Annotated in this window: 21 protein-coding genes; 12 read left to right on the forward strand and 9 right to left on the reverse strand. The window is 66.7% G+C overall.

Annotated features, from left to right (window positions below):
- Positions 1-37: 37 nt before the first annotated feature.
- The gene (locus PT015_RS15430; RefSeq protein WP_285185542.1) at positions 38-1024 is read left to right on the forward strand and encodes a histidine phosphatase family protein; all 987 of its coding nucleotides are present in this window, start codon (positions 38-40) and stop codon (positions 1022-1024) included.
- Positions 1024-1986, forward strand: coding sequence for a histidine phosphatase family protein (locus tag PT015_RS15435; protein ID WP_285185544.1), 963 nt, complete (start codon positions 1024-1026; stop codon positions 1984-1986). Before PT015_RS15430 ends, PT015_RS15435 begins: the two co-directional genes overlap by 1 nt.
- Here the strand turns inward: PT015_RS15435 and PT015_RS15440 are convergent.
- From PT015_RS15440 to PT015_RS15450, 3 genes are read right to left on the reverse strand one after another with little or no spacing between them, the layout of a single operon-like run.
- Positions 1961-2671 carry an MBL fold metallo-hydrolase gene (locus PT015_RS15440; RefSeq protein ID WP_285185546.1) on the reverse strand — a complete coding sequence of 237 codons (711 nt, stop codon included), beginning with the start codon at positions 2669-2671 and terminating at the stop codon, positions 1961-1963. The two genes, PT015_RS15435 and PT015_RS15440, sit on opposite strands and share 26 nt — an antisense overlap.
- Positions 2672-2683: 12 nt before the next feature.
- The gene (locus PT015_RS15445) at positions 2684-3589 is read right to left on the reverse strand and encodes an SDR family oxidoreductase (RefSeq protein WP_285185547.1); all 906 of its coding nucleotides are present in this window, start codon (positions 3587-3589) and stop codon (positions 2684-2686) included.
- A 14-nt stretch (positions 3590-3603) separates the two neighbouring features.
- The gene (locus PT015_RS15450) at positions 3604-4389 is read right to left on the reverse strand and encodes an SDR family oxidoreductase (protein ID WP_285185549.1); all 786 of its coding nucleotides are present in this window, start codon (positions 4387-4389) and stop codon (positions 3604-3606) included.
- A gap of 78 nt (positions 4390-4467) precedes the next feature.
- Between PT015_RS15450 and echA20 the strand changes: the two genes are divergently transcribed.
- From echA20 to ipdC, 4 genes are read left to right on the forward strand one after another with little or no spacing between them, the layout of a single operon-like run.
- Entirely contained in the window at positions 4468-5226 is a 759-nt protein-coding gene (echA20, locus tag PT015_RS15455; RefSeq protein WP_285185550.1) for a (7aS)-7a-methyl-1,5-dioxo-2,3,5,6,7,7a-hexahydro-1H-indene-carboxyl-CoA hydrolase, read from the forward strand.
- The gene (gene ipdA, locus PT015_RS15460) at positions 5223-6107 is read left to right on the forward strand and encodes a cholesterol ring-cleaving hydrolase subunit IpdA (protein ID WP_285185551.1); all 885 of its coding nucleotides are present in this window, start codon (positions 5223-5225) and stop codon (positions 6105-6107) included. Before echA20 ends, ipdA begins: the two co-directional genes overlap by 4 nt.
- Positions 6104-6847 carry a cholesterol ring-cleaving hydrolase subunit IpdB gene (ipdB, locus tag PT015_RS15465; RefSeq protein ID WP_285185552.1) on the forward strand — a complete coding sequence of 248 codons (744 nt, stop codon included), beginning with the start codon at positions 6104-6106 and terminating at the stop codon, positions 6845-6847. Before ipdA ends, ipdB begins: the two co-directional genes overlap by 4 nt.
- A complete protein-coding gene (ipdC, locus tag PT015_RS15470; RefSeq protein WP_285185554.1) occupies positions 6844-7902 on the forward strand; it encodes a (3aS,4S,5R,7aS)-5-hydroxy-7a-methyl-1-oxo-octahydro-1H-indene-4-carboxyl-CoA dehydrogenase in 1059 nt (352 codons plus the stop codon). The genes ipdB and ipdC overlap by 4 nt, the downstream gene beginning before the upstream one ends.
- Before the next feature lie 55 nt (positions 7903-7957).
- Here ipdC and PT015_RS15475 read toward each other — a convergent pair whose 3' ends face one another.
- Positions 7958-8335, reverse strand: a complete 378-nt coding sequence (locus PT015_RS15475) for a VOC family protein (protein WP_285185556.1) — start codon at positions 8333-8335, stop codon at positions 7958-7960.
- Positions 8332-9024: a DUF899 domain-containing protein gene (locus PT015_RS15480; protein ID WP_285185558.1), complete on the reverse strand. Its 693-nt coding sequence runs from the start codon at positions 9022-9024 to the stop codon at positions 8332-8334. Before PT015_RS15480 ends, PT015_RS15475 begins: the two co-directional genes overlap by 4 nt.
- Positions 9025-9107: 83 nt before the next feature.
- Between PT015_RS15480 and PT015_RS15485 the strand changes: the two genes are divergently transcribed.
- Positions 9108-9698, forward strand: a complete 591-nt coding sequence (locus tag PT015_RS15485; RefSeq protein WP_285185559.1) for a TetR/AcrR family transcriptional regulator — start codon at positions 9108-9110, stop codon at positions 9696-9698.
- 64 nt (positions 9699-9762) lie between these two features.
- Positions 9763-10029 (forward strand): CDGP domain-containing protein, encoded by a 267-nt coding sequence (locus PT015_RS15490; RefSeq protein WP_285185561.1) that lies wholly within the window; start codon positions 9763-9765, stop codon positions 10027-10029.
- Position 10030: 1 nt separating this feature from the next.
- On the opposite strand, the gene fadA6 is transcribed toward PT015_RS15490, so the two are convergent.
- Genes fadA6 through ipdE1 form a run of 4 tightly spaced genes read right to left on the reverse strand, consistent with a single transcriptional unit; the run spans position 10031 to position 13713 of the window.
- Complete coding sequence (gene fadA6, locus PT015_RS15495; protein WP_285185562.1) at positions 10031-11191, reverse strand: steroid 3-ketoacyl-CoA thiolase FadA6; 1161 nt, start codon at positions 11189-11191, stop codon at positions 10031-10033.
- Positions 11184-11786: a TetR family transcriptional regulator KstR2 gene (gene kstR2 / locus PT015_RS15500; RefSeq protein WP_285185564.1), complete on the reverse strand. Its 603-nt coding sequence runs from the start codon at positions 11784-11786 to the stop codon at positions 11184-11186. The genes fadA6 and kstR2 overlap by 8 nt, the downstream gene beginning before the upstream one ends.
- Positions 11783-12571 carry a (5R,7aS)-5-hydroxy-7a-methyl-1-oxo-2,3,5,6,7,7a-hexahydro-1H-indene-carboxyl-CoA reductase gene (gene ipdF, locus PT015_RS15505; RefSeq protein WP_285185566.1) on the reverse strand — a complete coding sequence of 263 codons (789 nt, stop codon included), beginning with the start codon at positions 12569-12571 and terminating at the stop codon, positions 11783-11785. The genes kstR2 and ipdF overlap by 4 nt, the downstream gene beginning before the upstream one ends.
- The gene (gene ipdE1, locus PT015_RS15510) at positions 12568-13713 is read right to left on the reverse strand and encodes an acyl-CoA dehydrogenase IpdE1 (protein ID WP_285185568.1); all 1146 of its coding nucleotides are present in this window, start codon (positions 13711-13713) and stop codon (positions 12568-12570) included. Before ipdE1 ends, ipdF begins: the two co-directional genes overlap by 4 nt.
- A gap of 150 nt (positions 13714-13863) precedes the next feature.
- On the opposite strand from ipdE1, the gene fadD3 reads away from it, so the two are divergent.
- The 4 genes from fadD3 to ipdE2 are packed head-to-tail and all read left to right on the forward strand — an operon-like array spanning position 13864 to position 18415.
- Positions 13864-15387, forward strand: coding sequence for a 3-((3aS,4S,7aS)-7a-methyl-1,5-dioxo-octahydro-1H-inden-4-yl)propanoate--CoA ligase FadD3 (gene fadD3, locus PT015_RS15515; protein WP_285185570.1), 1524 nt, complete (start codon positions 13864-13866; stop codon positions 15385-15387).
- On the forward strand, positions 15388-16521 hold the full coding sequence (locus PT015_RS15520; protein WP_285185571.1) for an acyl-CoA dehydrogenase family protein: 1134 nt from the start codon (positions 15388-15390) through the stop codon (positions 16519-16521). It abuts the gene before it with no gap.
- Complete coding sequence (locus PT015_RS15525; protein WP_285185572.1) at positions 16518-17474, forward strand: acyl-CoA dehydrogenase family protein; 957 nt, start codon at positions 16518-16520, stop codon at positions 17472-17474. Before PT015_RS15520 ends, PT015_RS15525 begins: the two co-directional genes overlap by 4 nt.
- Positions 17474-18415, forward strand: a complete 942-nt coding sequence (gene ipdE2, locus PT015_RS15530; protein WP_285185573.1) for an acyl-CoA dehydrogenase IpdE2 — start codon at positions 17474-17476, stop codon at positions 18413-18415. Before PT015_RS15525 ends, ipdE2 begins: the two co-directional genes overlap by 1 nt.
- The last annotated feature ends 21 nt before the right edge of the window (positions 18416-18436 follow it).

Genomic DNA, 18436 nt, shown 5'->3' on the forward strand with positions numbered 1-18436 from the left:
AAATCGCGGGTTTATCTGGGTTAGATTTGCCCGCGTGATGAGGTGCGCGCGTCCGTTCATCGTCGGTTTGCTGTCGACCGCCATGCTGTCCATGGCCTCAGCACTCGCGCGGGCCGACGAAGGGTCGATCGTGCTCGATCTGGTCCGGCACGGCGAGACGCTGTCCAACCTCAACGGGATCATCGACACCGCGCCGCCGGGAGCCCCGCTCGACGCGGCCGGGATCGCCCAGGCGAACGCCGTGGCCGACTCGATCTACGGCGTCTTAAAGGACAACATCTCCGGGCTGTTCGCCTCGGACGCGCTCCGGACCCAGCAGACCGCCGAGCCGCTGGCTGAGTTGCTGAGCTCACTGAACAACGGCAACCCGTTTCCCGTCGAGGCGTTGTCGGGGCTCAACGAGATTCCTGCCGGGGTTTTCGAGGGCCAGCCCACGGCCAGCCTCGCGGGGATTCTGTATCTGCTGGGCCCGATCTCCTGGACGCTCGGCTTTCCTCTGGTGCCGAACTTCGGCGACCCGAGCATGAACGGCATCACCTTCGACGAGGGCTTTGGCCTTGCGGTGCAACACATTTACGACGGCACCGTCGGAACCGGCGACCTGACTACCAACGACGTCGCGTTCTCCAGTGCGGGTGCGATCGCGGTCTGGACGCTGATGAACGTCAAAAACCCCGACTTCTCGATCCTGTTCAACGAGATCGTCAACGACCAGGAGTTCTTGCCCAACACCGGTCAGGTTGTCATCGAGGGCAGCCCCGGGGACTGGACGCTGGTGAGCTATGACGGCGTTGCGGTGCCGGCGGATCCCGGTCTGGCAACACAACTTTTCGTCGACTTCCGCGACCTGCTCGAGGCGCCTCAGTTCGCCGCCTACGACATCTACGAGGCCTTGCTGACGGGCAACGCCACCACGATCGACGCCGCGCTGCAGGCCGGATTCACCCAGATCGACAACGCGTTCACCCAATTTCCCATCGAGGTGTTCGATCACCTGGTCGCGGCATTCGGCGGGGGTATCTGATGCGCCGCGCACTCACCGTCGGATTGCTCTCGGCGGCAATGCTTTCCACTGCACCGGCGCTCGCCTCCGCCGACGACGGGTCGATCGTGATCGACTTCATCCGGCACGCCGAAGGCGGCGACAACCTCGCCATCAACACCACGGTCCCCGGTCCCGGTCTCACAGAGATCGGGAAGATCGAAGCGGCCGACCTGGTCACGACACTGCAGGCCAACCACGTCGACGTAGACGAGATCTGGGCGTCGACAATGATCAGGTCGCAGGAAACCGCGGCGCCGCTGGCCGAATCGCTCAACATGTACCCGCTGGATCCGACCCACCTACTGGCGGGTCTCAACGAAATTGACGCCGGGATCTTCGAGGGTGCGCCGGTCGGCGTCGGCGACGTGCCGTTGGGTGGCGCCCTCTATCTGCTCGCGCCGGCGCTCTGGACCCTCGGATTGACCTCGGTCCCAGAACTCGGCTCCACCGACGCCAACGGCATCGTGTTCGACGCGCGGGTCGACCAGGCCATGGAAGCGATCTACGCCGGTACCGCCACCGGTGACACCAGCGCGGTGTTCTCGCACGAAGGCACCATTGCGATCTGGGCGCTGATGAACGTCGACAACCCGGACTTCGGACTCGTGCTCAAGGAGTTGTTCACGACCGGCGAATTGCTGCCCTTCACAGGCCAAGTCGTGATCGACGGCTCTCCCGGCGACTGGTCACTGGTCAGCTGGGACGGCATGCCGGTCGCTCGGGATCCGGGCCTGCTGACCGATCTGTTCGTCGACTTCCGCGACTTCATCCAGGTGCCGCAACTGGCCGGGTACGACATCTACGAGGCCCTGCTGACCGGTAACGCGGCGACCATCGACGCCGCCATCCAGACCGGTGTCAGCCAGGTCGACGCGGCACTGGCGCAGTTCCCGGTCGCGGTATTCGACGACTTCGTCACCGCACTGGGTGGTTCGATCTAAGCCAATCCTGCTGTCGGCGAATGAAATCCACGCCGACAACGCTGCCGTGTCCGGGCACGTAGATGGCATCGGGTCCACCGATCGTGAGCAGTCGGTCCAGGGTTTCCGGCCAGTCCACGACGTCGGAATCGGCATCGATCGCCGGGTCGCCGGACTCCTCGAGCAGGTCGCCGGTGAAGACGACGGATCGCTCACCCCGCACGCCCGCGGCCAGCACCACAAGATCGGCGTCGGTGTGCCCGCGGCCCGGCCGCGCGACGATCACCTCACGGTTGCCGAGGTCGATCACCGCTTCGTCGACCGAATGTTGCGGCGGCCGCAATGCCGCAATCGCGCAGTAGACTTCCGCCGCGTTGGCGCCGTAACTCAGTGCGTCGTCGCGAAGTTGATCGGTCGCCGCGGTAATGCAGTCCGAAACCTCAGGGGCACAGTACTTTTGAGCGTCTGCGAACAATCCGGAGCCCAGCACGTGATCGAAATGCTTGTGCGTCAACACCACATGCGTCACGTCGCGGGCGGCGATCTCACGCACGTCGTCACGGATCGCCTGCGCTTCGATGAGCGTGGTGCCGGTGTCGACGAGCATCGTTCCGGTGCTGCCCTGCACCAGTCCGACGGTGACGTCGAGAAAGGGCAGACGACACCGATGCACGCTGTCGGTCAAGGACTCCCAGTCGAAATGCACGCGACTGTTGTATCAGGCTCCGTACACCGGGACGGGTTTACGCGCCTGGGAAAGTAGATCGGAAACGACCGGCCCCAGTTCGGCGGGATCCCAGCGGGCACCCTTGTCGATCTGCGGCCCGTGCGCCCAGCCCTCGGCGACGCGGATCTTGCCGCCCTCGACCTCGAAGACCTGGCCGGTGATGTCGCGAGACTCGTTGCTGCCCAACCACACCACCAGCGGCGAGATGTTCTCCGGCGCCATCGCGTCGAAGGCGTCATCCTGCGTGGACATCATGTCGGCGAACACCGTCTCGGTCATCCGGGTGCGGGCCGACGGCGCGATCGCGTTGACCGTGACGCCGTAGCGGCCCATCTCGGCGGCGGCGACCAAGGTCATCGCCGCGATACCGGCTTTGGCCGCGCTGTAGTTGCCTTGGCCGACACTGCCCTGCAGGCCTGCACCGGAACTGGTGTTGATGATCCGCGCGTCTACGGTCTTGCCCTCTTTGCTCAGCCCGCGCCAGTACGAGGCCGCGTGCCGCATCGCGCCGAAGTGCCCCTTGAGGTGCACCGCGATGACGGCGTCGAATTCTTCTTCGCTGGTGTTGGCCATCATCCGGTCGCGCACGATGCCTGCGTTGTTGACCAGAACATCCAGTCCACCGAAGGTGTCGACGGCCGTCTGGATCAGCGCGGCGGCCTGGTTCCAATCGGCGATGTTGGAGCCGTTGGCGACGGCTTCGCCTCCGGCAGCGGTGATTTCGTCGATCACGCTCTGCGCCGCGCTACCACCGCCGGCCGGCGAGCCGTCCAGACCCACACCGATGTCGTTGACGACGACGCGGGCGCCCTCCGCGGCGAACGCCAACGCGTGCGCCCTCCCGATACCGCCGCCCGCTCCGGTGACGATGACGACGCGGCCGTCGACTACTCCCATTTGTGCTGTCTCCCTTACTTGATCGAGCTGGCGTTGGTGGTGGCCAGGTAGGGCGGCGGTTCACCACCGCCGTGCACCTCCAGCGAGGCGCCGCTGATGTAGGACGCCGCATCCGAGGCCAGAAATGCTGCGGCCCAACCCACGTCGGCGGGGGTGGCCAGCCGGCCGAGCGGGACACCTTTGGAGATCGCGGCAATCGAGTCGGCGTCGCCGTAGAACAACTCCGACTGCTCCGTCTCGACCATGCCGACAACGCACGCGTTGACCCGGACCTTCGGGCCCCACTCGACGGCCAGGGTCTGGGTGAGGCTTTCCAGGCCCGCCTTGGCCGCGCCGTAAGCGCCGGTGCCCGGGGAGGGTCGGCGGCCACTCAGGCTGCAGATATTGACGATGGACCCACCGGCCGACTGGGTCTGCATCACGTCGTTGGCATGCTGAGACACCGACAGGGCACCGAGCAGGTTGAGTTCGATGATTTTGCGATTGAACTTCGCGCTGGACTCCGCGGTCAGCACGAACGGCGATCCGCCGGCGTTGTTGACGACCGCGTCGAGACGCCTGTGCTTGGCGACTATCTCATCGATCATCGCCTTGACGGCGTCGTCGTCGCGGATGTCGCAGGAGTGGAATTCGTAGGGGAGATCGTCGACCGCACGCCGGGCGCAGGTGACAACGGTGGCACCCTGCTCGGCGAAAACACTGCTGATCCCGGCGCCTACCCCTCGAACGCCACCGGTCACCAGCACGACCCGGCCGGTGAGCCCGAAGCGGAACGCGGGGCCTCCGTCGGCGTGAGTCACTGTGCTAGCGTACCAAGCAAGTGCTTGCTTAGGTAATCGCACCCACATCGTCCCCCAAGGAAGTGGTCGAGGATCTCGATGACAATCACGTCACGCACCGTCGAACCGGGGATCGTCTCGGTCACCGTCGACTACCCGAAGGTCAACGCGATTCCGTCGCGGGGCTGGTTCGAACTCGGCGACGCCATCACCGCAGCCGGTCGGGACATGGACACGCACGCGGTGATCCTGCGCGCCGAGGGACGCGGCTTCAACGCCGGCGTCGACATCAAGGAAATGCAGAACACCGAGGGCTTCACCGCGCTGATCGACGCCAACCGCGGCTGCTTTCACGCGTTCCGCGCGGTCTACGAGTGCGAGGTGCCGGTGATCGCCGCGGTCAACGGCTTCTGCGTAGGCGGCGGCATCGGTCTGGTCGGTAACGCCGACGTGATCGTGGCCTCCGACGATGCGACGTTCGGCCTGCCCGAGGTCGAGCGCGGCGCACTCGGCGCGGCGACGCACTTGTCGCGGCTGGTGCCGCAGCACATGATGCGGCGACTGTTCTTCACCGCGGCCACCGTCGACGCCGCGACCCTGCACCACTTCGGCTCGGTGCACGAGGTGGTGCCGCGCGACGAGCTCGACGAGGCCGCGCTGCGGGTTGCGCGCGACATCGCCGCCAAGGACACCCGGGTGATCCGCGCGGCCAAGGAGGCGCTGAACCTGATCGACGTGCAGCGGGTGAACTCCAGTTACCGCATGGAGCAAGGCTTTACGTTCGAACTCAACCTGGCCGGCGTGGCCGACGAACACCGCGACGCGTTCGCCGGGACCAAGAAGGGCGAGAAGTCTTGAGCAACAAACGCACCACCCTCGACGACGCTGTCGCGCAGGTGCGCAGCGGCATGACCATCGGCATCGGCGGCTGGGGCTCCCGACGCAAGCCGATGGCGTTCGTCCGCGCGCTGCTGCGCACCGAGGTCAAGGACCTGACCGTGGTGACCTACGGCGGACCGGACCTTGGCCTGCTCTGCTCGGCGGGCAAGGTCAAGCGGGTCTACTACGGCTTCGTCTCGCTGGACTCACCGCCGTTTTACGACCCGTGGTTCGCGAAGGCCCGCAGCGCCGGCGCGATCGAGGCCCGCGAGATGGACGAGGGCATGCTGCGGTGCGGCCTGCAGGCTGCGGCACAACGCTTGCCGTTCCTGCCCATTCGCGCCGGGCTGGGCAGTTCGGTGATCGACTTCTGGGAGGGTGAGCTCAAGACCGTCACCAGCCCCTACCCGGCACCGGGTGGTGGCAATGAGACGCTGCTCGCCATGCCGGCGCTCAACCTCGATGCGGCGTTCGTCCATCTCAACCTCGGCGACGAGCGGGGTAACGCAGCTTACACCGGCATCGACCCCTACTTCGACGACCTGTTCCTGATGGCCGCCGAACGGCGCTACCTGTCGGTGGAGCGGGTCGTCTCCACCGAAGAGTTAGTCAAAGCCGTTCCGCCGCAAGCACTACTGGTGAACCGGATGATGGTCGACGGTGTGGTCGAGGCGCCGGGCGGCTCGCACTTCACCACCGCCGCACCCGACTACGGCCGCGACGAGAAGTTCCAGCGGCACTACGCCGAGGCCGCCGCCACCGACGAGGGCTGGCAGGCGTTCGTGCAGACCTACTTGTCCGGCGGAGAGGCCGAATACCAAGCGGCCGTGCAGAAATTCGCTGAGGAGGCCGCCAAGTGAGCACTCGTGCTGAGGTGTGCGCGGTTGCGTGCGCCGACCTGTTCCGCGACGCGGGCGAGATCATGGTCAGCCCGATGACCAACATGGCATCGGTCGGCGCGCGGTTGGCCCGCCTGACCTTTTCCCCCGACATCCTGCTGACCGACGGCGAGGCGCAACTGCTCGCCGACACCCCGGCCCTGGGCAAGACCGGGCCGCTCGAGGGCTGGATGCCGTTCGGCCGCGTCTTCGAGACGCTAGCTTGGGGCCGGCGCCACGTGGTGATGGGCGCCAATCAGGTTGATCGCCACGGCAATCAGAACATCTCCGCCTTCGGGTCGCTGCAGCAGCCCAAGCGGCAGATGTTCGGGGTCCGCGGCGCGCCCGGCAACGCGATCAACCACGCGACCAGCTACTGGGTCGGCAATCACTCCAAGCGGGTGTTCTGCGAAACGGTCGATGTGATCTGCGGGATCGGCTGGGATAACATCGATTCCGGCAATCCGGCGTTCCGATTCGCCAACACCTACCGCGTGATCTCCAACCTCGGCGTGTTCGACTTCGGCGGACCGGACCGGACGATGCGGGCGGTCACGCTGCACCCCGGCGTGACGGCCGACGAAGTCCGCGAGAACACCTCGTTCGAGATCCACGGCCTCGACGGGGCCGACGAATCGCGGCTACCGACCGACGACGAGTTGCGGCTGATCCGCGAGGTCATCGACCCGAAGGCATTGCGGGACAAGGAAATCAGGTCATGAAGCTGCGCACCCCGCTGACCGAGCTGATCGGCATCGAGCACCCGGTGGTGCAGACCGGCATGGGCTGGGTGGCCGGCGCGCGACTGGTCGCAGCGACGTCCAACGCGGGTGGGCTCGGTATTCTGGCCTCCGCCACCATGACGCTCAACGAGTTGGCCGTCGCGATCGGCAAGGTCAAGGCCGCCACCGACAAGCCGTTCGGCGTGAACATCCGCGCCGACGCCGGCGACGCGGGCGACCGGGTCGACCTGATGATCCGCGAGGGAGTGAAGGTCGCGTCGTTCGCGTTGGCCCCCAAGCAAGAACTGATCGCCAAGCTCAAAGAGGCCGGCTCCGTGGTGATTCCCTCGGTCGGTCTGGCCAAGCACGCGAAAAAAGTGGCGTCCTGGGGCGCCGACGCGGTGATCGTGCAGGGCGGCGAGGGCGGCGGGCACACCGGCCCGATCGCCACCACCCTGCTGCTGCCCTCGGTGCTGGACGCCGTGAGCATTCCGGTGATCGCAGCGGGCGGCTTCTTCGACGGCCGCGGCCTCGCGGCGGCGCTGTCCTACGGAGCGGCCGGGGTGGCTATGGGCACCCGATTCCTGCTCACCTCCGACTCGACCGTGCCCGACGCCGTCAAGCAGCGGTATCTGGACTCGGCGCTGGACGGCACCGTGGTGACCACTCGCGTCGACGGCATGCCGCACCGCGTGCTGCGTACGGGCCTGGTGGAAAAGCTTGAGAATGGCACGCCGATAAGGGGTTTGACCGCCGCGGTGCGCAACGCCGCGAAGTTCAAGCACATGTCCGGGATGACCTGGAAGTCGATGATCCAGGACGGCCTGGCGATGCGGCACGGCAAGGAAATGACCATGTCGCAGATCGTGATGGCGGCCAACACCCCGATGCTGCTGAAGGCCGGTCTGGTCGAAGGCAATACCGATGCCGGCGTGCTGGCGTCGGGCCAGGTGGCCGGCATCGTCGACGACCTGCCGTCGTGCGCGGAGCTGATCGACGCGATCGTCGGCGACGCCGTCAAGCACCTGCAGGCCGCGACGGCCTACGTGGAATAGCTAGCGACGATCGCGAGCGCGGCGAAGCCGGGTGAAGCGGGTCGTCGCCATATAGCTAGCCTTCCACCACCATCAGCGTGTGGCCCGTCGGGTCGCGGAACCAGAACAGCGGCGGAACGGGTTCGCCCGGTCGCGCCACTTCCGCGTCGACGTCGACGCCGAGTTCCTTCATCGCCGCATGGGTGGCGTCGATGTCGTTGGTGGTCAACGTGATACCCGTGTTGGTCGGCTCGACCGGCCCGCTGTCCGGCGGGGGCGGGGCGAGCGCGATGCCCGTCGCACCCTCGGGCAGGTACACCTCGATCCAGCGGTAGTCACCGTGAAACGGTGTGTCGGTGCGCTTCTCGAAGCCCAGCGACTCATAGAACGCGACGGCCTTGTCCTGCTCGACCGTCGGCACGCACACCAGGCTCATCGTGGTCAGGCCAGTCATCGTCGTGCTCCTTCTCCGTAGGCTTCCGCGATGTCTTGTGAGCCGCCCCAGCGACTGTAGGTCGGTGATTGCGGCCAGCCCTCCGGCGAGTCCTGCCACTCTTCCTGGCGCCCGTACGGGAGCAGGTCGATCAGCGGGAATGTGTGGCTCAGTTGCTCGGTGCCGCGTCCGTTGGTGTGCCAGGTTCGGTAGACGTTATCCCCATCGCGCAGAAAGACATTGACACCGAACCCGCCCTCGGGCGGAGCTCCGACGTCGGCGCCGAACGGGCTGTTGGCCGTCGAGTACCAGGTCATCTGATTACCGACCCGCCGCTTGTAGGCCAGCGCTTCGTCGATCGGGCCCTGCGTCACGATGACGAACCGGGCATCGTAGTTGTCGAGGAAACCCAGCCGGGTGTACTGCGACGTCAGACCGGTGCAACCCGGGCACTGCCATTCCTCGCCGGGAAACCACATGTGGTTGTAGACGATCAGCTGCGGCTTGCCCTCGAAGATGTCGACCAGCCGCACCGGGCCGTCCTCACCGTCCAACGTGTAGTCCGGCATCGCGACCATCGGCAGCCGGCGCCGCTGCGCAGCAATCGAATCCAGCTCGCGAGTGGCCGCTTTCTCCCTGGTGCGCAGAGCGTCGAGTTCGCGCTGCCAGGTCTCCTGGTCCACGACGGGTGGCAGTCCTACGGTGCTCACAACAATCCCCTCCGGCTATATGTTCACGCTGTCCACATGCTAATGTTCACACCGTACACTTTGAATCCGAGAAGGGTCAAGCGTTGGCCACCTTGAAGACCGGCTATCACCACGGCGATCTGCGCACGGCACTGATCGACGCCGGCCTGCATTTGACCCAGACCGGCGGACCGGATGCGTTGACGATCCGGGAAGCGACTCGGCGCGTTGGGGTTTCGCCGAACGCCGCCTACCGGCACTTCGTCGACCGCGAAGCGCTACTTGGGGCGGTCGCGACGGAGATTCAACACCGGATGGCAGCGCGGATGGCCCGTAGGCATGCGGCGGATGGCACCGAACGGCTACGCGCCGTCGGATTGGGCTACATCAAATTCGCCCTCGACGAACCCGGGTGGTTCACGGTGGCGTTCTTCAGCGCCGACCTGCCCAACGAGACGTCCACCGCACCGCCGTATCTGGCCTTGGTCGACGTGCTCGATGCAATGGTGGAGGACGGCACCCTGTCGCCCGATCGCCGACCGGGCGCCGAGTGGCCTTGTTGGTCGGCGGTACACGGGTTCGCCGAACTCGCCCTGCGGGGCCCGCTACGTCATGCGAGCCGCCGCGAGGTGGACGCCCTGGCTGCGCGGACGGTCGACGACATCGTCGCTGGACTTTGCGCGCCGAACGTGTAACCAGTGCGAAAAATCGGCGCTCGATTCGCACTCACCGCACGTTCGTCGACAGTAGCGTCAGGGCATGAAGCGCTGCATCGTCGGAGGACTCGCTGCCCTGCTGCTGGGCTTCGGACCGATCCACTCCGCGCCATCGGCAAGCGCCGGCTGCATCTCTGCGCCCGGCGTGATCAACAAGTGCGACGGGCCAGTCCAACCCGACGGGACCTGGCAACGTTGCGTGATGACGAGTCATCTGTCCTATCAGGGCGCCAGCTCATTCCTGATCCCCGAGAAGAGCTGCGACATGATCGGACCCGGTGCGGGCGACCCACCCGGGCACATCGACTGAGCTAGAGCCGTTCGATGATGGTGACGTTGGCGGTGCCGCCGCCCTCGCACATCGTCTGCAGGCCATAGCGGCCCCCGGTGCGCTCCAACTCGTTCAGCATCGTGGTGAACAGCTTCGCACCGGTTGCCCCTAGCGGGTGACCGAGGGCGATCGCGCCGCCGTTGGGGTTGACCTTCTCCGGGTCGGCCTTGATCTCCTTGAGCCACGCCAACACCACCGGAGCGAAGGCCTCGTTGATCTCAACGGTGTCGATGTCGTCGATGGTCAGGCCGGTCTTCTCCAGCGCGTAGCGGGTGGCCGGGATCGGACCAGTCAGCATGAAGACCGGGTCCGCACCGCGGGCGCTGATGTGGTGGATGCGGGCGCGCGGCTTCAAACCGTGGTCCTTGACCGCCTGCTCGGATGCCAGCAGCACGGCACTGGCGCCGTCGGAGATCTGGCTGGCCATCGCGGCGGTCAAGCGGCCGCCCTCGACCAGCGTCTTGAGTCCGGCCATCTTCTCCAGCGACGACTCGCGCGGACCCTCATCGACGCGGAACGTGCCGTGCTCGGTTTCGACGGCGATGATTTCGTTGTCGAAGTGGCCGCCACGGATCGCGCCGAAGGCTCGCTCGTGGCTGGTCAGCGAATACTGCTCCATCTCCTCGCGGGACAGATTCCACTTCTCGGCGATCAACTCGGAGCCGCGGAACTGCGAGATTTCCTGGTCGCCGTAGCGGTGCAGCCACTGCTTGGACTCGTTTGTCGGCGAGGTGAATCCGAACTGCTCGGCGACGAGCATCGCGGACGAGATCGGGATCCTGCTCATGTTCTGCATGCCGCCGGCCACAATCACGTCGGCGGTGCCCGCCATGATGGCTTGCGCGCCAAATGAAATCGCCTGCTGGCTGGAGCCACACTGCCGGTCGACGGTGACGCCGGGCACCTCTTCGGGGTAGCCCGCTGCCAGCCACGAGAGCCGGGCGATGTTGCCGGCCTGCGGACCGATGGTGTCGAGGCAGCCGGCGATCACGTCGTCGACGGCGGCGGGGTCGATGTCGACCCGGTCGAGCAGGCCGCGCCAGCCGAGCGCACCCAGGTCGACGGGATGCACCTCGGCGAGCGAACCGTTGCGCTTGCCGACCGCGGTGCGTACGGCATCGATGACGTAAGCCTCAGGCATTTTGGACCCCTTCTTTGGTAATTCCACCTAGGACGATAGCGAGATACTGCTGACCCACCTGTTGCGCAGTCAGCGGTCCGCCGGGCTGATACCAGCGCACCGACACCCAGGTGGTGTCACGGATGAATCGGTAGACCAGGTCGACGTCGAGATCGGGCCGTAGATAACCCTCTTCGATGCCCTGGTGCAGCACGTCGACCCACATCTTGCGCTGCTGCTTGTTCAGGTCTTCGAGGTAGGAGAAGCGAGGCTGCGGCAGTAGACGTTTGGCCTCGTCCTGGTAGATGACGACCTGGGCGTGCCGGTGTTCGATCGCGTCGAACGAGGCCATGAACAGGCCCTTGAGCCGCTCCAACGAATTTGGTTGGGTGTCAACGATTTCCTGGTAGCGGGCGAACAGCCAGTCCATGAACTTTCGCAGCACTTCGTCGACCATTTCCTCTTTGGACGCGAAGTGGTGATAGAGGCTGCCGGACAAGATGCCCGCGGAGTCGGCGATGTCGCGCACGGTGGTGGCGCGCAACCCGCGTTCGGCGAACATCGTCGCGGCGAGTTCGAGCAACTCGTCACGACGGCTGTTGGGCGCCTCGGTCATGGGTGCTGACTCGATACCGAAATGACTTCTCCAGTAAGGTAACTGGAGTAGTCGCTGGCCAGGAATGCGATGGTGGACGCCACTTCCCACGGCTCGGCGGCGCGGCCGAACGCCTCGCCGGCGGAGAGCTGGTCGAGCAGTTCACTCGAGCTGGTCTTGTCCAGGAACTTGTGCCGCGCGATACTCGGCGACACCGCGTTGATCCGCACCCCGTACTCGACGGCTTCGATTGCGCTGCAACGGGTCAGCGCCATGACGCCGGCCTTGGCCGCGGCGTAATGGGACTGCGAGTGCTGCGCCCGCCAACCGAGCACGCTGGCGTTGTTGACGATGACACCGCCGTGGTCGGCGTCGCGGAAGTACCGCAGCGCCGCGCGGGTGGTGCGCAGCACGGAGGTGAGCGTGACGTTGAGGACCCGGTCCCACTCCTCGTCGGTCAGGTCGACCACTGGGGTCTGACCGCCGAGGCCGGCGTTGTTGACCAGCACGTCGAGTCGGCCCAGCCGCGCGGTGGTGGAGGCGATGAGCGCATCGACCTGCGCGGTGGACGTGACGTCGCAGACCACGCTCTCGACCCGACCGAGACCGAGCGCCACCAGCTCGTCACGGGTCTCGTTGAGCCGTCGCTCGTGGTGGTCGGAGACGACGACGTCGGCACCCTCGGCGAGCGCTCGTTTGGCGGTGGCCGAGCCGATGCCGGTGCCGGCCGCCGCCGTCACCACGACGACCTTGCCCTTCAGAAGTCCGTGTCCGGCAACTTCTTTCGGCGCAACGGCGAGCGTCATCGAGCCTCCCTGGGTAGGCCGAGCACCCGCTCGGCGATGATGTTGCGCTGGATCTCGTTGGATCCGCCGTAGATGGTGTCGGCGCGGGTGAACAGGTAGAGCCGCTGCCACTCGTCGAAATCGCCGCCCGGCAGCGCCAGGCCGGCCTTGCCCTGAATGTCCATCGCGATCTCACCGAGTTCGCGATGCCAGTTGGCCCACAACAACTTCGACACATTATCTTGACCGGGCTGTTCCACGTCCATGGTTGCCAGCGCGTAGGACCGCATCGCCCGCAGACCTGCCCAGGATCGGGTCAGCCGTTCGCGGATCAGCGGATCATCAGCAGCGCCAGTCTGTTTCGCGAGATCGACCACGGAGCTGAGCTCACGGGCGTAGACGATCTGCTGACCGAGCGTTGAGACTCCGCGCTCGAAGGTCAGTGTTCCCATCGCGACCCGCCAGCCGTCACCGGGCTCGCCGACCACCAGCTCGGCTTCGGTGCGGGCGTCGTCGAAGAACACCTCGTTGAACTCGGAGTCGCCAGTCAACTGAACGATCGGGCGGACGTCGACGCCCGGTTGATCAAGCGGCACAAGCAGATACGACAAGCCGGAGTGTCGTTTGGACCCCTTCTCCGAGCGGGCCACCACAAAGCACCACTGCGCCCAGTGCGCCAGCGACGTCCACACCTTCTGGCCGTTGATCACCCATTGGTCGCCGTCGAGCACCGCGGTGGTGGCGACGTTGGCCAGGTCGCTGCCGGCGCCGGGCTCGGAGTAGCCCTGCGACCACAGTTCGGTGACGTCGAGAATCCGCGGCAGGAAGCGCTTCTGTTGTTCGGGCGTGCCGTACGCAATCAGCGTGGGGCCCAGCAGCTCCTCGCCGAAATGGTTGACCTTCGCGGGCGCGTTGGCGATCGCGTACTCCTCGTAGAACGCCACCCGGTGCGCCACCGACAGGCCGCGGCCGCCATGCTCGACGGGCCAACCCAGACAGGTCAGCCCGGCCTTTGCGAGATGCTGGTTCCAGGCCCGGCGCTCTTCGAACGCCTCATGCTCGCGACCCGGTCCGCCGAGCCCCTTGAGGGCAGCGAATTCGCCGACCAGGTTCTCGGCCAGCCAGTCGCGGACCTCGGCCCGGAACTCCTCGACGCCTTGCACCCTAATAGGCTAACCTACCAAGCACTTGCTTTGTTAGCCCGGCGGCAAACTGCGCCTGCCAGCGGCGATAGCAGGCAGCGCGTCCGAGCGACGATGCAGAGCCCGCAGGGCGATGAGGAGGAGCCGGACCAGAAAGGTATGAGGAGTTCGATGTCGAGCCATCCGCAGACCATTCCTGCGGCGTTGGACCACATCGCGGACGAACTCCCCGACCACGATGCCCTGGTCACCGAGGATCGCACGCTCACCTTCGACGAGTTGCGCGACGAGGTGCGCGGCGCCGCGGCCGCGCTGATCGGCCTCGGCGTCAATCCGGGCGACAAGGTGGCGATCTGGTCGCCGAACACCTGGCACTGGGTGGTGGCCTGCCTGGCCACGCACTACGCCGGCGCCGTCGTGGTCCCGCTGAACACCCGCTACACCGCCGCGGAGGCCTCCGACATCCTGGCCCGCACCGGCGCTCCCCTGCTGTTCGCGATGGGCCGATTCCTCGGGGCCGACCGGGCCACCGACCTCGACCGCTCGGCGCTGCCCGATCTGCGGCACGTCGTGCGGATCCCGATCGATGCCGACGACGGGACCTGGGACGAGTTTCTGCAACACGGTGACGACCTGGCGTCCGCCGACGCCCGCGCCGCCGGTGTGCGGCCCGACGACCTGTCCGACGTCCTGTTCACCTCCGGCACCACCGGCCGCAGCAAGGGCGTGCGGTGCGCGCACCGGCAGTCGCTGGCCGGATCGGCGTCGTGGGCGGCCTGCGGGAAGATCACCAGCGACGACCGCTACCTCTGCATCAACCCGTTCTTCCATAACTTCGGCTACAAGGCCGGCATCCTGGCCTGCCTGCAGACCGGCGCCACCCTGATTCCGCAGCTGACCTTCGACGCCGAACAGGCGCTGCGGGCTGTCGCCGAACACCGGATCACCGTGCTGCCCGGGCCGCCGACGATCTATCAAACGCTGCTCGACCATCCCTCGCGCGGCAAGTACGACCTCAGCTCGCTGCGGTTCGCGGTCACCGGCGCGGCCACGGTTCCGGTGGTGTTGATCGAGCGGATGCAGAACGAACTCGACTTCGACATCGTGCTGACCGCCTACGGCCTGACCGAGTCGAACGGCATGGGCACCATGTGCCGCGCCGACGACGACGCGGTGACGGTGGCGAACACCTGCGGGCGGCCGATCGCCGACTTCGAGCTTCGGATCGACTCCGAGACAGGTGAGGTGTTGCTGCGCGGGCCCAACGTGATGCTCGGCTACCTCGACGACTCCGAGGCCACTGCGGCCGCCATCGACCCCGACGGCTGGCTGCACACCGGCGACATCGGAAAGCTTGATGCCGCAGGCAATCTCCAGATCACCGACCGGCTCAAGGACATGTACATCTGCGGCGGCTTCAATGTGTATCCCGCCGAGATCGAGCAGGTGCTGGCCCGGCTCGACGGCGTGCTGGACTGCGCGGTGATCGGGGTACCCGACGAACGCCTCGGCGAAGTCGGCCGGGCCTATCTGGTGACACGGCCCGATTCCGGTCTCGACGAGAAGTCGGTGATCGCTTATACGCGTGAGTATCTGGCGAATTTCAAGGCCCCACGTTCGGTGAGGTTTGTCGACGCGCTGCCGCGCAACGCGGGCGGCAAGGTGGTCAAACCGCAACTGCGAGAGATGGCATAAATGGATCTGCAATTCGATGACGAGACGCTGGAGTTCCAGCGGGAGGTGCGCGAGTTCCTGTCGTCGCACCGAGAGGCGTTCCCCACGCGCTCCTACGACACGGCCGAGGGGTTCGAGCAGCACCGCCGTTGGGACAAGGTGCTTTTCGATGCCGGCCTGTCGGTGATCACCTGGCCGGAGAAGTACGGCGGCCGCGACGCGAGCCTGTTGCAGTGGGTAGTCTACGAGGAGGAGTACTTCCGCGCCGGAGCGCCCGGACGGGCCAGTGCCAACGGCACGTCGATGCTGGCGCCGACGCTGTTCGCGCACGGCACCGACGAACAACTCGATCGGATTCTGCCCAAGATGGCCAGCGGCGAGGAGATCTGGGCGCAGGCCTGGTCGGAGCCGGAGTCGGGCAGCGACCTCGCCTCGCTGCGCTCGACCGCGACCCGCACCGACGGTGGTTGGCTGCTCAACGGACAGAAGATCTGGAGCTCGCGAGCACCGTTCGGCGACAGGGCATTTGGTCTGTTCCGCTCCGACCCCGAGGCGCAGCGGCACAGCGGGCTGACGTATTTCATGTTCGACCTGAAGGCCGACGGCATCACGGTCCGACCGATCGCGCAGCTCGGTGGCGACACCGGGTTCGGCGAGATCTTCCTCGACGACGTCTTCGTCCCGGACGCGGATGTCATCGGCGCGGTGAACGACGGCTGGCGGGCGGCGATGAGCACGTCGAGCAACGAGCGCGGCATGTCGCTGCGCAGCCCGGCCCGCTTCCTCGCGTCCGCGGAGAAGCTCGCCGACGTGTGGAAAGCCAGCGACGACAATGCCTTCGGCGACGCGGTCGCCGACGCGTGGATCAAGGCGCAGGCTTACCGGCTGCACACGTTCGGCACCGTGACCCGGCTGGCGGGCGGCGGTGAGCTGGGCGCCGAGTCGTCGGTGACGAAAGTCTTCTGGTCCGATCTCGACGTGGCGATCCATCAGACCGCGCTGGAGATCCGTGGCGCCGACGGCGAGCTGGCCAATTCCTGGACCGACGGGCTGCTGTTCGCACTCGGCGGTCCGATCTACGCCGGCACCAACGAGATTCAGCGCAATATCATTGCCGAGCGGCTGCTGGGCCTGCCCCGGGAGAAGTCCAAATGAGATTTGACCTCGACGAACAGCAGCGCGACTTCGCGGCCAGCATCGACGCGGCGCTGGCGGCCGCCGACCTACCCGGCGCGGTCCGCGCGTGGGCGGACGGCGACACAGCTCCCGGCCGCAAGGTCTGGGCGCGACTGGCCGACCTCGGCGTGACCGCACTGGCGGTGCCGGAGCGGTTCGACGGCATCGAGGCCCACCCGGTCGACCTAGTCATCGCGCTGGAACGGCTGGGCCGCTGGGGTGTCCCCGGGCCGGTCGCCGAATCCATCGCGGTCGCACCGGTTTTGCTGGCCGACGACGAGCGGTCAGCTGCTCTCGCCTCCGGTGAACTGATCGCCACCGTAGCCCTGCCCCCGCACACGCCCCGCGCCGTCGACGCCGACACCGCAGGCCTGACCCTGCTGGCTGACCTCGACGGCACGGTCCGCGAAGCCAACTTCGGCGAACAGCACGAGTCGGTGGATCCGAGCCGAAAGCTGTTCGACGTCAATGTCACTGATGCGCAGTGGCAGGCCGACGTGCAGCGCGCCTACGAATACGGCGCACTAGCCACCGCGGCGCAGCTGGTCGGCGCCGGGCAGGCGCTGCTGGACACCGCGGTCGACTATGCCAAGCAGCGCACGCAGTTCGGCCGGGTCATCGGGTCGTACCAGGCACTCAAACACAAGCTGGCCGACGTACACATCGCGCTCGAGTTGGCGCGTCCGCTGATCTACGGCGCCGCGCTGTCGCTGGCCGACGGCTCGCCGGAGACCGCACGAGACGTGAGCGCCGCCAAGGCTTCTGCGTCGGACGCCGCCTTGCTGGCGGCACGGTCAGCGCTGCAGACCCACGGCGCGATCGGTTTCACCGCCGAGCACGATCTGTCGCTGTGGCTGCTGCGGGTGCAGGCGCTGCGACCGGCCTGGGGTGACCCGGCGGCACACCGGCGACGTGTTCTGGAGGGGCTCTGATGTCTGACGAAAGAGGACTGCTACGCGAGACCGTCGCGGCGCTGGTGGCCAAGCACGCCTCCCCCGCCGCGGTCCGCGAGGCGATGGAATCGAGGAGCGGCTACGACGATTCGCTGTGGCGGCTGTTGTGCGAGCAGGTCGGCGCGGCCGCGCTCGTCGTACCCGAGGAATTCGGCGGCGCCGGAGGCACTCTCGGCGATGCGGCGGCCGTCCTCGAGGAACTCGGCAAGAATCTGGTGCCCAGCCCGCTGCTCGGCACCACGCTCGCCGAACTCGCGTTGCTCGCCGCCGACGCACCCGACGAGGAAACCCTCGGTTCGCTGGCCGAGGGCGCCGCGATCGGCGCGGTGGTGTTCGACCGCGACTACGTGATCAACGGCGGCGTCGCCGATGTCGTGATCGAGGCCAAGGACGGCACGCTCGAGCGGTGGACGGAGTTCGACACTGAGCTCGTCACCCCGATGGATCCCACCCGTCGGCTGGCGCGACTCACCCCGAAGGCCACCGCACCGCTCGGCGCTGACCCTGGCCTGGCCGAGACGGCGGCGATCCTGCTGGCCGCCGAACAGGTCGGGGCCGCGAGCCGCTGTCTGGAACTGACCGTCGGCTACACCAAGGAGCGGCAGCAGTTCGGTCGAGCGATCGGCAGCTTTCAGGCACTCAAGCACCGGATGGCCGACCTCTATGTCGCGGTGCAGGCCGCCCGCGCCGTGGTGAACGAGGCCGCGGACAACCCCTCGCCGACGGCGGCGGCGCTGGCCCGAGTCGCGGCCAGCGAGGCGTTCAGCACGGTGGCAGCCGAAGGCATCCAGTTGCACGGCGGCATCGCGATCACGTGGGAACACGACATGCAGCTGTATTTCAAACGCGCACATGGCAGTTCGCAGCTGCTGGGTCCGCCGCGCGACCACCTGCGCAAGCTCGAATCCGAAGTGTTCTAGCGTCCGGTGACGATGCAGAGG

This window comes from Candidatus Mycobacterium wuenschmannii (assembly GCF_030252325.1).
Lineage (GTDB): Bacteria > Actinomycetota > Actinomycetes > Mycobacteriales > Mycobacteriaceae > Mycobacterium > Mycobacterium wuenschmannii.